The organism is Arenibacter certesii DSM 19833, from assembly GCF_000429545.1.
In the GTDB taxonomy this organism is placed as follows: domain Bacteria; phylum Bacteroidota; class Bacteroidia; order Flavobacteriales; family Flavobacteriaceae; genus Arenibacter; species Arenibacter certesii.
Genome location: NZ_AUCB01000012.1, coordinates 1 through 13,385, shown reverse-complemented (window position 1 = coordinate 13,385; position 13,385 = coordinate 1). Strand labels below are relative to the sequence as shown.

Below are 13,385 nucleotides of genomic sequence, written 5' to 3'. Positions count from 1 at the left end.
TTTGGGTAATAAATAGAAGTCGGATTTAAGAGCGAGAATAATCCCTTGAAGTCTCAGAATAACTGCTTAATTTCCGTATATTTATTTGGGTGACACTCTCTATTAGGAAACCCTGCCTAGAACGCCTGCCAAATCGCCACTGCCATGCTGACGAGGGCTAAGCAGTTTCGGAAACTGTAGTTAGTTATAAAAAACCAGTCTAATGATGAAAAAAAAAGTCTTATTATTCCTTGCTATACTGACCGTTCAGGTAGGTATATCCCAAACTATCGATAAAGTAAAATTAGATACCTATTTCAACGTTTTGGAGGTAAACAATAAGTTTATGGGGAGCGTTGCTTTAATGAAAGATGGGGAAATCGTTTATGCCAACCAAATTGGTTTTTCCGATATAGAAACAAAGAAAAAGCCAGATGATAATACAAAATATAGGATTGGCTCTATTTCCAAAACGTTTACTGCTACACTAGTTTTTAAAGCAATTGAAGAAGGTAGAATAAAATTGGAGCAAACCATAGAGAACTATTTTCCATCGGTAAGGAACAGCAGTGAAATCACCATTGCTGATTTATTAAACCACAGAAGTGGCATCTATAACTTTACCAATGATGAAGTGTATTTGTCGTATAATACCGAGCATAAAAGTGAGGAGGAATTGTTGTCCATTATTTCAGAGTACGAAAGCGCTTTTGAGCCTAATACTAAATCCGAGTATAGTAACTCTAATTATGTTCTTCTTTCCTTTATTCTTGAAAAACTATATAATAAGTCGTTCGCTGAGATTTTAAGAGAAAAGATTGTTCATCCAATTGGATTGAAAAACACCTATTTCGGTGGTAAAATCGATATTGAAAAAAATGAAGCTAATTCATATAAGGGGGACTGGGAAATACAAACGGAAACGGACATGTCCATACCTTTAGGAGCAGGAGGAATAATATCTGATCCATCCGATATTTTGCTTTTTGCAGAAGCACTTTTTAATCACAAAATTGTTTCTGAGGAGCGTGTGACCCAAATGCAAACATTAAAGGACAACTATGGTATGGGGCTTTTTAAAATGCCGTTCTATGAAAAATATAGTTTCGGGCATACCGGGGGAATAGATGGGTTCAGTTCTATGTTCGGGTATTTTCCAGAAGAAAAAAGTGCTTTTGCACTAACCTCCAACGGGACTAATTTTAATAATAATGATATAGCCATAGCCTTATTAAGCGCTCTTTTTAATAGGGATTTTACTGTGCCATCCTTTGAAACATATAAAGTTAGCTCAGATGATTTAGAGGTGTATTTAGGGATATATTCCAGTCCTAGTTTTCCCTTAAAAATAACCATTACTAAATCGGGTGCTATTCTAGTGGCACAAGCAACAGGTCAGCCTTCGTTTAGTTTAGATGCTACGGAGAAGGATAAGTTTAAATTTGACCAAGCTGGGGTTGTTATGGAATTTGATACTAAAAACAATCAAATGACCCTTAAACAAGGAGGGGGCGTTTTTGTACTTGCCAAAGAATAGATTGCTGATGTGACAAAATTCCATTTGATCATTGGGACTGAAAATTACTCTTCAACCTAATTGGTTGTCTGCATGTATTTTTGAATATTAATAAAAGACCTTCCTACTACAGCATCGAATAGGAAGGTCATTTTTAAATTCATAAGCATTTGCCCAGATGCTAAGGATCGATACGGTTTTATTGTCCTATATTAGTATTAAGAAACCATATTAAGAATCATAATTACTTAGAGTTTACCTCTTCATAAGTACCCTCTTCTGCATAAGAACTATTTTCATTTGTAGGCGAAACTGCACAGTTTCCCCTAGCACAGCAGCCAATGTTCAGTAATGGCATTGCAGTAAACGCAATTCCTATGGCAATTAATATCCACATTTCTGTTCTTACTCCGTCTATTAAAAGGTAAAGGCCAATTGCCAGTCTAATGAAGCGAAATAGGCTCCAATTATTTTGAATATTGTCTATCATTTCTTGTTTTCCTTAAACCTGAATTTATTGGACTACTTTGTTATCTTTCTCCAACCATTCTTTCATTCCCCCAGAATAGTTTTTCACTTTATTAAAACCATTCTTTCGCAATAAAGAATAGGCTATGGTAGAACGATCCCCACTTTGGCAGTGAATTATGATTTGTTTATCCTTGCTAATTTTATGTAGGTTGTCTTCTAAGGTTCCCACAAAAACATTGTCGGCATCTTTTATGTGTGCGGTTTCGTATTCACTTTCACCGCGCACGTCTACAATCTGTACATCCTCTTTCCCTAGGTAAGATTTAAAGGATTCTATATCGATCACATCTGCTATTTGGAGTTCTAGGCCTAAATTGTCTACTTCTGAAATGTAGCCGTAGATATTATCTAAGCCAATACGCATTAGTTTTCTGGTAAGATCTTCCATTTGGTGGTCGTCTGCGATCAATACAAACTGTTCTTGGTAATTTAATAACCACCCAGCCCAAGTAGAGAATGAATTGTTCCCTTGTATGTTGATACTCTTTGGAATAAACCCTTTAGCGAACTCCATTTTGTCTCGTGCATCTATTATTTTAAGTCCATTTTCATAGGCGGTTAAAAACGCCTCTTTATCCAATTTAGGATGCTTCGGAACTTCTACCAACAAAGGACGATTCACTTTGTTCAGATGCTTCATCATGGCAAAATACTTTGGTGGCTCTGGTTGTCCTTCCAATAGATAATCTGTAAAACCCTTTTCGTCACCCTCATATTGGAAGGCCCAATTTCGGATTTTCTCGTATCCTACGGTAGAACTTGGTACGGCTCCTAAGGCCTTTCCACAAGCTGACCCGGCACCATGACCAGGCCAAACCTGGATGTGAGCAGGGAGTTCTGCAAATCGCTGTATAGACTCATACATTTGCTTAGCGCCCTTCTCTTGCGTACCCTTTAGTCCGGCTGCTTTTTCCAGCAAATCGGGTCGACCAACATCCCCTACAAAAACAAAGTCGCCCGTGAAAACCATTACAGGTTCATCTGTTGCAGGGTGGTCTGTAAGTAGAAAACTGATACTTTCTGGTGTATGTCCTGGAGTATGTAAAACCTCTAAACTTAGATTGCCCACAGTAATTTTGTCGCCATGTTTTAATCCTTCATGGGGGAACTGGTATTGCCAATCCTCACCACCTTCATCAGAAAGGTATAGGTTGGCTCCAGTTACGGCCGCTAATTCCCTAGATCCACTTAGGAAATCTGCATGGATATGGGTTTCTGCAATGTGGGTGATTTTCATATTGTTCTTTTCGGCAATTTCTAAATAGACATCAATATCCCTTTGTGCATCTATAACAATGGCTTCATTTTTTGCTTGACATCCAATAAAATAGCTCGCTTGCGCTAGACTTTTGTCATATACGTGTTGAAAAAACATATTTTAATTTTTTAATAATTAGTATCTTCTAACCTCCGTGGTTGTCTTTAAATCAGACATACCCTTGCCCTACACATGGAGGATTCTTTTGCCAGGGCAATATTGTTACCTCTTTTAATTCTCAATACCGTAAAAATACAACCCCATTTTAACTTTTAAAGTAACTTACGTTACATAGTAGTTCTTATTGAACGGATTTTAGATGTTAATTAGCTTCAATCCTTTCATTAAAAGAACAATTCTTTGATCAGGACATAGATACCCATCAACAATACAAACCAGCCAAATCCCATTTTAAGTCTACTTCCTTCTATCTTCTTGGATAGAAAAATACCTATAAATATACCAACTACGGATAGGCTGGTAAAGGTAGATAGCATTAGCCAGTCAATCACTTCATCTCCCTGTAGGTCTCCTATAAAGCCTAAAAGTGACTTTGCTGCTATAATAAGGAGGGAAGTACCTACCGCTAATTTCATGGGCATCTTCGCCAATAGTACTAATGCGGGGATAATTAAAAAGCCACCGCCAGCACCAACCAATCCGGTAAGAACTCCTATCACCGTTCCTTCCAACAAGATTATGGGGTAATTATAAACGATTTTTTCTGAATCCGTATTATTACACTTCGGGCAGGGTCGGATCATGGAGATAGAGGCTAATATCATTACAATGGCAAAGAGTACCATTAAAGCAATAGATTTGGTGAAATGGAATCCTCCAATAGAAAATAAGACATCCGGAATGATAGGAACTAAAAAAGCTCTGGTAAGATATACGGAAATAATGGAAGGAATACCGAAAATAAGCACTGTCATATAATCTACCTTCTTTTGAATAGCATTTTGTATGCCGCCAATAAGTGAGGTGGTACCTACCACGAAAAGGGAGTAGGCCGTTGCTAATACGGGTTCAACGGCCATAATATAAACCAAAATAGGAACTGTAAGAATAGATCCTCCGCTTCCTATAAGTCCTAATGAGGTGCCTACCAAAACCGCTAAAGCATATCCTATAAGTTGTGAAATCTCCATAGTTGAAAACGTTAATTTTTACAAGAACGAAATTAGGAGTTCTTTCCTCCATGCACGGTAACATAGGTTACAGAGAGTTTTTATTACCATAGGCTACCTAAACCGGTTTATGGTTTGTGAACCGTGCTTTTATTAAATTTGTTTTTTTAGTAGTAAGATCTATACCTAAATATTCAATATCTAGATGGGTTTAATCGTTAACAAGGCTGTTTTATTTTATATTTGTATAGGACTATTTCCATAATTGTTAATGGAACTGAAAGGCAGACTAGCATTCAAATAACCAAAGTGATTCTACTATGGAGGATATGATTCTTTACAATCGGCTTCAGTTTGCCTTTACCATAACCTTTCACTACCTGTTTCCACAGCTAACCATGGGGCTCTCCCTAATGATTGTTTATTTCAAATGGAAGTTTTTACGGACCAAGAATGAGGATTATAATCATGCATCTAAATTCTGGATGAAAATATTTGCACTAAATTTTGCAATGGGTGTTGTAACGGGCATTCCAATGGAGTTTCAGTTTGGTACTAATTGGGCCAAATTCTCTGAGCTTACCGGTAGCATTATTGGGCAAACCTTGGCAATGGAAGGTATGTTTTCTTTCTTTTTGGAATCTTCATTTCTAGGAATGTTCATTTTTGGAGAAAAACTCTTAGGGCATCGACTTCATTTTCTAACGGGGCTGTTAGTTTTTATAGGATCTTGGGCAAGTGGTTTTCTAATTATTGCTACACACTCCTGGATGCAGCATCCCGTAGGTTATGAAATTCTCGAAAATGGAAAATTTGTCCTCAATAATTTTGGTGCCTTGTTTAGTAATCCCTGGTTATGGCCATCTTATTTACACAACCAAGCAGGTTCACTGATAACGAGTTCCTTTTTTGTGGCCGCCATCGGGGCTTTTTATCTCCTGAGCAATAAACATAGTCGTTTCGGAAAAATGTTTGTAAAGACCGGAGTAATCTTTGGAGTGATTTCCTCAATTTTAGTCGCATTTCCAACAGGGGATTTGGCCGCTAAAAATGTGGTTAAGTATCAGCCGGTATCCTTTGCAGCAATGGAAGGTATATTTGAGACAGAGAAGGGAGGGTCGGAAATTATATTGGTAGGGCAACCCGATATGATCAATAGAAAAATAGATAACAAAATAGCGGTTCCTAATATTTTAAGTTTTCTGACCTATCAGCGATGGGACGCTGAAATTAAAGGATTAAATGAATTTGATGAATCGCTTCACCCCACAAATGTTCCAGGTTTGTATTACGCGTATCATATTATGGTGGGCCTAGGGACTATTTTTATCGGTTTTATGTTGTTGGCCACTTTTTTATTGTGGAAAAATCGACTCTACCATACAAAATGGCTACTCTGGGTGCTGATGTTCATGATTCCATTCCCGTACATTGCCAATACAGCAGGGTGGTATACAGCAGAATTGGGGAGGCAACCTTGGTTGGTTTATAATTTAATGTTGATGAGAGATGGTATTTCTCCAACTGTATCCTCTGGGAATACTTTATTTACGCTTCTCGGATTTGTAGGCCTTTACATGCTTCTCGGATTGTTGTTTCTCTTGTTGGTCGCAAAAATTGTCAGAAAAGGACCAGAAGCTCCAATCGCTTTAAAACTATAAGTTATGGAAATATTTTGGTTTATAGTATTGATGTTCATGTTGGCCGTTTACGTAATTTTGGATGGCTATGATTTTGGTGCTGGAATCGTTCACCTCTTCTTCACTAAATCAGAAGAAGAGAAGAAAGCCGTAACCAATGCAATTGGACCTTTTTGGGATGCCAATGAAGTATGGCTTATTGCAGTTGGAGGCGTATTATTCTTTGCTTTTCCTACCTTATATGCATCTGCCTTCAGTGGCTTTTATCTCCCTTTAATAATGGTTCTTTGGTTGCTAATCTTCCGGGCGATTGGGTTGGAATTAAGAGGTCAGATACACAATAGGTTATGGGAGAAGCTATGGGATAAAGCATTTGGAATAGCCAGTCTATTACTGGCATTATTCTTTGGCATCGCTTTGGGAAATGTAGTGCGCGGCGTAAATCTTGGAATGGTAGAAAACGGGGTGTCTACGCAGGAGCCACACTATTTTTTTCTAGCACTTTGGAACCCCACATTAGATCCGCTTGCAGAACAACAAGGAGTTATTGATTGGTTTACCCTACTTCTTGGTATTGTTGCTGTGGTAACGCTTACCATACATGGGGCCAATTGGGTTATATTTAAAACTTCAACAGATTTAAATAGGCGGTTAAGAAATAGTATCTATAAACTTAACTTTGTTTTATTAGGTTTGGTACTCCTTTCTGCTGGTTTGTGGCATATTGTAAAACCATTTCCCTTAATAAATTTACGTACACATTATTGGTTGTGGTTATTTCCTATTATGGCTGCTATTGGATTGGTGGGACAGTTTTGGATAAAAAAATTTAAAAAAGATGTGACTGGATTTTTGTTTTCAGCCATGTTTATTTTTGGGAGTTTTGCAACAACAGTGGCTTCTATGTTCCCAAACTTATTGCCCTCTACCAATGGGGTTAACCCTTCCTTGACCGTTCAGAGTATGGCTGCACCCGAGTATGGACTTTCCATAGGGGTATACTGGTTTATCATAGCAGCTGTTCTAGTTGTAGTGTACACTGTTATCCAATTGAGCGTATTTAAAGGAAAAATGGATGATGTTGGATATGGGGATCATTAAATTGGTATTTAGAAGGATTATGCAAAAAAGTTCCATATCTGAAGTAGCAGAAGAAGTACTGATTTTTTTTTGAATTATGGGCGGATGGAGTAGTCAAATCGGGTTAGCCAATAAAAAACACCTTCCTTGGGGAGGGAAGGTGCTGAAATAGATGCCCTTTAAGAGCCTCAAAATTTAAATTCCGATGGTTATCGACCCCCTATTGACTATTGGTAATTAATAGGGAGTTAAATCCGATTAATGAGGTAATTTATGTCTTAACATGCCGTAGATCCAGGTGCCTAATATTGCTCCCAGAATTACTACTAAAATTGGAAAATATCCTGCTCCTGTCAATACGAACATAGGTCCTGGGCAAGCGCCTGCCAAAGCCCAACCCAATCCAAAAAGAATTCCGCCTATTAAATAACGGGAGATACTCTTGTCCTTATCGGCAATTACAATAGGATTTCCTTGTGTATCCTTTACGTTATTTCTCTTGATGAATTGTACTATAATAATCCCCACTACTAGTGCTGAGCCCATTAAGCCATACATATGGAACGACTGAAAGTTGAACATTTCATAAATCCGAAACCACGATGCCGCTTCGGACTTGTACATTACGATTCCGAAGAATACTCCTATGATGGGATAAATAATATTTTTCATTATTGATATGCTTTAAAATTTAAATTTTAAGATTAAATTGATTGTAGCCAGTTTATTGGTGTTCCTATTCCTCTGTACAAGGCAATGTTTTTAATCTGTTTCGCACAGCGGGTTAAAAGAACTGTAACTAGTTAGAAATATCACCTAAAAGATAAATGGGAAAATGAGGTGAATCATAATCAATCCCCCTATAAAAAAACCGATGGTAGCTATGAGCGAGGGCATTTGTAAATTACTTATACCCGATATGGAGTGCCCGGAGGTACATCCACCCGCATAACGCGAACCAAATCCAACTAATAAACCACCAATCAACAATAAGATTAAGGTTGTAGGAGAAGAAAATGCATCCTCACCAAATAACTCAGTTGGCACATAGGTTGTTCCTGCACTTTCGAATCCTGAAGCTTTTAGCTGCTCAATTGTTTTTGGGTTGAGGTCTGGAACCTGGTTATCTGATAAATACTGTGAGCCAACAAATCCACCTATAATGGCTCCTATCATTACCAATAAATTCCATCGTTGGGTTTTCCAATCGAATTGGAAGAAGGTACTAGTTTTACCGGCCCCTCCAATGGCGCATAAGGTTCTTAAATTGGAAGACATTCCAAAATTCCTGCCTACATACAATAGGGTAAACATGGTAAGAGCAATCAAAGGGCCGCTTACATACCACGGCCAAGGTTCTAAAATCCATTCCATAATTAATAATAATTTTTAAGGACTGCAAATATCATCTTTTTTAAATTGATGTTGTGTTACATAGGTTACACAGTTGCTTCCTGAATTTACAATTAGCATTTTACATTAATAGGATTGTTCTTAGAATTCTTAATACGTAACGATTTTAGATTTCGTGGGATATAGGTTAAATATCCTAAAAAAGTTATTAAATGTAAGTCATAACCTTTTAGGAAATTGAATAGGGAGGAGGCAGTTTTTAGGTCTCAAAGAGCCCATCTTTCGGTAATAATGTTAAAACTTCACTAAATATCCTGTAGTTTAACGTTAATATGTTGGTTTTAATTGGATGGGGTTTCTAAGGCCGTTAATTTTGGATACTTGAAGATTGTTGTAATTAATCTAAAAAGGGTTAATTGGTTTGAAGGTATTTCGAGCGAAATCAATCGATTATAAACTATAAAAATAATGTATGTTAAAATCAGAAAAAGTTAAAAGGGTATTTTTATTTGTAGCCTTGTTGGGAACATTTGGATTGTTTGCTCAAGAAACCAGTATTTCAGATGCGGAATTAACCAACTTTGCAACCGCATATCAAAAATTACAGATTCAAAATCAAGTGACGCAACAAAACATGATGAAAGTAATTGAGGATGAGGGAATTGGAGTGGAGCGCTTTAGTGAAATTCAACAAGCTTCTATGGATCCAAATAAGGAAATAGATGCTACAGATAAGGAGAAGGAATTACATAAGAAAGCGCTTGCCAAATTAGAGAAAATGCAACCGGAATTGGAGAAGGAGATAAATGAGCAGATAACTTCTACTGGAATGACGATGGAGCAGTTTGAATCTCTTGCAAAGGCAATACAACAAGATCCTTCATTGCAAAAAAGATTACAGGCTATTATTGTAAAAAGTCAGGGGTAGTCTTATTGATAGTTAGACATAAAAAGGAGAAGCAAATTTTTGCTTCTCCTTTTTTTATGGGCGTCTTTGTTCTGAAAACGATTGTTGGAATGTTATTACCTACGCAAAAGATTGCAGTTCTATTGTTTCTTGCTCTCCTGATCAATTTTTTTAATAAATTTAATTACCCCACTAAAATAATTTTCAGCATCGTCATGCATTGCGAAATGACTGCCATTTGGACAATGAAGGTATTGTCCATTTTGCACTTCTGTGGCTATCCATGCCATGTGCTTGGGATCCATGGTATCGTATTCTCCCCCAATGGTAAGGGTGGGTATAGTGATTTTAGATAGCTCAGTAGTAATGTCCCAATTCTTTAGTTTAGCATCGCCCACCACTCCAAATTCACTTGGTCCCTGCATAGTAACATACAGGTCTTCATTAATATTGGACATGGCTTTGTTTACCTCTTCAGGCCATTCATCCAAAGGCATCCTCAGTACATGTTTGGGATAATAATGGGTGTGAATCAATTCTGTGTATCGAGGATTGGCATAATCGGCTTTGGCCTCCAACGCTCTAATTTCGGCTAGAACATTAGGATCTAGTTGAGGTGCAAGTACCGCATTGGCATAAGTGATATAATCTGGGATAGACGCCATCATATTGGAAATAATCAAACCTTTTAGATTGTCCTGATATTTTAATGCGTATTCCATTGACAATAGGCCGCCCCATGAACTCCCCAAGAGGTAGAAATTATCTTTGTTCAATCCCAATGCTTTTCTTACTTGTTCTACTTCATCAACATATCTATCCACGCTCCATAACTCTTTGTTGTTGGGCTGATCTGAGTAAGCGGATTCCAATTGGTCATAATAGTAGTATTCAATATTAGCTGCTGGAAAGTAGTCGTCAAATATTTTAAAATATTCATGGGTGGCACCAGGACCACCATGTAATAATAATACTTTGATGGTGGGATTGTTTCCCATTTTTTTGGTCCACACCTTAAACTCCCCCACGGGAGTCTTAATGGGGATCATTTTCACCCCTTTTGTACTGTTGTCTACAGTTTCTAGGGAATTAGAATCCGAACTAATAGTTTTGGATTCCTTGTTGTTTTTGCAACTTGAGAGTCCTAAAAGTAGGGAAAGAAGAAGGATTGTGTTTCTCATGGTTCAATGTATTATTTGGTTTTTTTATAAGTGCTAACCTAAATTCTACAAGTGTTTTAATTTAGAAATGGCTTCTAGTAAATATAGCTAAAAAGATAAGCTATTCTTAATTCGGGATGTAGTAGACTTCCTAAGAAGAGATTGATTAAAAAAGAAAAGGATTCAAAGAGAATGATTAGTACCTTCTCTTTGAATCCTTGTTTAGATAGCGTTCCTCCAATACCTAAGGTAGCTTTGCTTTACCTTTTGAAAACAGAGAGCTCGAAATTGAAACTAAATACCTCTATTTTTTAGTGATCTGCTTCACAAGAGCAACCTGTTGTAGTTTCTCCATGCCAGTCAAAAGCAGGCGCATAGTCGTTCATTTCCCAATAGAATGCTCCTCTTGATTTTTCCCCGTTTCCAATCTCGTTCATAGTATCCGTATCGTACAATCTACCATTAATCATGGTATAGATTACAGAGTTAGAGTTCTCAATATTTTCAAGAGGATTCTTGTCTAGTACGATCAAATCTGCCAACATTCCAGGTTGTAGTGTGCCTAAATAATCATCCATTCCTAGGTAATGTGCCCCATTGATGGTGGCAGCTTTTAAAGCCTCCATATTGGTCATCCCACCTTGTGCCAGCATCCAAAGTTCCCAATGGGCACCAATACCTTGTATCTGTCCATGTGCTCCCAGATTAATCTTAACGCCTGCATCGGCTAATTTTTTAGTACTTTTTGAAACTAGGATATGACCGTTTTCATATTCTTTCATAGGTGCCATAGTGCGGTGTCTAGAACGTGAGTCTATAATACCTCTTGGAGTGTATTTTAAAAGCTTTTCATCTTCCCAAACGTTGGTGGTCTGGTACCAGAAATATTCCCCATTCAATCCGCCATAATTAACGATTAGGGTAGGGGTGTAGCCAGTTTCGCTAGCAGCCCACAATTGGATGACGTCCTTATGAACATCCGCAACAGGGATGTTGTGTTCTATTCCTGTATGTCCGTCTAAAATCATAGACAAATTATGGAAGAAAGTAGATCCTCCTTCAGGAACCACCGCTATCTCTTCGTCATGGGCTGCTTTAATAATTTGCTGTCTCTGATTCCTTCTTGGCTGGTTATAGCTTTTTACAGAAAAAGCGCCAAATGCCTTTGTTCTATGAATGGCCGACCTTGCATCGTCCAAATTGTTTACAGTAGCTTTAAAATCTCCATCTGCTCCATATAAAATGGCTCCGGTAGAAAAAATTCTAGGCCCCACCATAGCGCCAGACTTAACCATCTCCGATTGTGAGAAAACCATTTCGGTATTTGCGGAAGGATCATGTGTAGTGGTTACCCCATAAGCTAAATTGGTATAATACTGCCAATGTTTCTGTGGGCTAAGGCCAAATCTAAAATGTCCTAGATGCGCGTGTACGTCTATTAATCCCGGCATAATTGTTTTGCCACTAACATCAATGATATGTGCATCGGCAGGTATACTAACGGAGGCCTTTTGACCGACACCTATTATTTTATTCTCCTTAATTAAAATGGTGCCGGTTTCTATTACCTCATCATTATTCATGGTAATGATTCTGGCTCCAGTAAGAGCTATTATCCCTTTTGGCTTATCGGTAGGTAGACTTAGGTTAATTTTGATTCCCACAGTATCCATTTTCGAAATGGTATCTGGAGCCTCTTCCAAAAAGGTGAATTTTTGATTTATAGGCGTACTGAAATATTCATCACCCAACGTCCAATTAAGCTGGTCGCTATGGGCAGACCAATGTAGATTAATTCCAGCATCACGTGCTACTTGAGCTACTGGGACATTGGTAGACCTTCCGTCCAATTCAATAGTGTTACCAGTCACGGGTAGTGCGGCAATATAAACTTTGTATAAGTTGGAGAAAGCTATCCAGTTATCGTCTGGACTTGGTATAATTCTTTGCGCATATTTAGATTTTACTAATTCTCTAGCATCTTTACCATCTAAATTTACAGATTTTAGGGTTTTGGTCAAAGATCCAAATAGATACCCTCCGGTTTGGTAGTAAATTCTACTTGCATCCTTGTTGAAAGTAGGATATTCTCCTTCATTTGTCACCAATCTTTTGGTGGACTTATATCCAGATCTTCTGTTGTGATTAACTTCTAGCAGATAAATTCCAGATTCTTTTGTATTTACATAACCTTGGTTTCCATTTCCGCCCTCTTCCCTATATACAATAAGGTTATTGTCTTTAGGAGAAAATGACGGCTCCCTATAAATAGCTCTCTCAGTAGTTAATTGTACAGGCTTATTTTTGGAAGAAGTTAAATCCAACCTTTGTATGGCCCCCATATTTTCATCGTTCCAAGTAACATAAACTACGTGTTTGCCATCCTTAGAAAATGAAGGCTCAAATTCTAAATCCGTTCCTGTGGTAAGTCGTTTTGCTGTGCCATTAGGAAGTGATTTTTTCCATAAATACCCAGCAGCATTAAATATTGGATATTCTGGTGATGTTGACCCCCTATTCTGGCCATACTGACCCCCCTAAGGATTTTGGTCAAAAAGATAAGTTAATGACAATATTACAGTTTTTTTCTTAGACTTTCTCCCTTTAATTCTATCCGGTGAGAGGTGTGTACCAGTCGGTCCAATATCGCGTCAGCGATGCTTGCTTCTCCAATAATATCGTACCAGCTTCCCACAGGAAGTTGACTTGCAATAATGGTAGATGATCTTCCATGCCGGTCCTCAATGATCTCCATCAGGTCCATTTGCTGTTTTCTATCCAAGTGAGCCAGTCCAAAGTCATCCAGGATCAACAGTTTCGCCTTCGCCAAC

General features: G+C 37.9%; 13 protein-coding genes. 5 read left to right on the top strand and 8 right to left on the bottom strand.

Translation table 11 applies throughout. The features are described 5' to 3' along the window. Positions 1-202 precede the first annotated feature (202 nt). Complete coding sequence (locus tag G466_RS0107325; protein WP_026813079.1) at positions 203-1,516, top strand: serine hydrolase domain-containing protein; 1,314 nt, start codon at positions 203-205, stop codon at positions 1,514-1,516. Between the two features lie 223 nt (positions 1,517-1,739). Here G466_RS0107325 and G466_RS0107320 read toward each other — a convergent pair whose 3' ends face one another. The 3 genes from G466_RS0107320 to G466_RS0107310 all read right to left on the bottom strand — a co-directional run bounded on the left by G466_RS0107320 (position 1,740) and on the right by G466_RS0107310 (position 4,435). After that, a complete protein-coding gene (locus tag G466_RS0107320) occupies positions 1,740-1,985 on the bottom strand; it encodes a hypothetical protein (protein ID WP_026813078.1) in 246 nt (81 codons plus the stop codon). A gap of 24 nt (positions 1,986-2,009) precedes the next feature. After that, complete coding sequence (locus tag G466_RS0107315) at positions 2,010-3,401, bottom strand: MBL fold metallo-hydrolase (protein WP_026813077.1); 1,392 nt, start codon at positions 3,399-3,401, stop codon at positions 2,010-2,012. Positions 3,402-3,628: 227 nt separating this feature from the next. Then, positions 3,629-4,435, bottom strand: a complete 807-nt coding sequence (locus tag G466_RS0107310) for a sulfite exporter TauE/SafE family protein (protein ID WP_026813076.1) — start codon at positions 4,433-4,435, stop codon at positions 3,629-3,631. Positions 4,436-4,734: 299 nt separating this feature from the next. Between G466_RS0107310 and G466_RS0107305 the strand changes: the two genes are divergently transcribed. Both G466_RS0107305 and cydB read left to right on the top strand, forming a co-directional pair. Then, positions 4,735-6,075 carry a cytochrome ubiquinol oxidase subunit I gene (locus tag G466_RS0107305; protein ID WP_026813075.1) on the top strand — a complete coding sequence of 447 codons (1,341 nt, stop codon included), beginning with the start codon at positions 4,735-4,737 and terminating at the stop codon, positions 6,073-6,075. 3 nt (positions 6,076-6,078) lie between these two features. Then, positions 6,079-7,155 (top strand): cytochrome d ubiquinol oxidase subunit II, encoded by a 1,077-nt coding sequence (gene cydB / locus G466_RS0107300; RefSeq protein WP_026813074.1) that lies wholly within the window; start codon positions 6,079-6,081, stop codon positions 7,153-7,155. A 237-nt stretch (positions 7,156-7,392) separates the two neighbouring features. Here cydB and G466_RS0107290 read toward each other — a convergent pair whose 3' ends face one another. Continuing rightward, positions 7,393-7,806, bottom strand: coding sequence for a YeeE/YedE family protein (locus G466_RS0107290; RefSeq protein WP_026813073.1), 414 nt, complete (start codon positions 7,804-7,806; stop codon positions 7,393-7,395). A gap of 144 nt (positions 7,807-7,950) precedes the next feature. Then, entirely contained in the window at positions 7,951-8,508 is a 558-nt protein-coding gene (locus G466_RS0107285) for a YeeE/YedE family protein (protein ID WP_026813072.1), read from the bottom strand. Positions 8,509-8,959: 451 nt separating this feature from the next. Here G466_RS0107285 and G466_RS0107280 point away from each other — a divergent pair, with 451 nt between their 5' ends. Beyond that, complete coding sequence (locus tag G466_RS0107280; RefSeq protein ID WP_026813071.1) at positions 8,960-9,415, top strand: DUF4168 domain-containing protein; 456 nt, start codon at positions 8,960-8,962, stop codon at positions 9,413-9,415. Between the two features lie 119 nt (positions 9,416-9,534). Here G466_RS0107280 and G466_RS0107275 read toward each other — a convergent pair whose 3' ends face one another. Both G466_RS0107275 and G466_RS21590 read right to left on the bottom strand, forming a co-directional pair. Then, on the bottom strand, positions 9,535-10,575 hold the full coding sequence (locus tag G466_RS0107275) for a proline iminopeptidase-family hydrolase (RefSeq protein ID WP_026813070.1): 1,041 nt from the start codon (positions 10,573-10,575) through the stop codon (positions 9,535-9,537). A 290-nt stretch (positions 10,576-10,865) separates the two neighbouring features. Beyond that, positions 10,866-12,896: an amidohydrolase family protein gene (locus tag G466_RS21590; RefSeq protein ID WP_051315558.1), complete on the bottom strand. Its 2,031-nt coding sequence runs from the start codon at positions 12,894-12,896 to the stop codon at positions 10,866-10,868. A 34-nt stretch (positions 12,897-12,930) separates the two neighbouring features. On the opposite strand from G466_RS21590, the gene G466_RS24430 reads away from it, so the two are divergent. Beyond that, a complete protein-coding gene (locus G466_RS24430; RefSeq protein ID WP_240488298.1) occupies positions 12,931-13,086 on the top strand; it encodes a hypothetical protein in 156 nt (51 codons plus the stop codon). A 43-nt stretch (positions 13,087-13,129) separates the two neighbouring features. Here G466_RS24430 and G466_RS0107260 read toward each other — a convergent pair. Next, positions 13,130-13,385, bottom strand: a 256-nt coding sequence (locus G466_RS0107260; protein WP_026813069.1) for an ATP-binding protein, incomplete at its 5' end; no start/stop codon positions are given.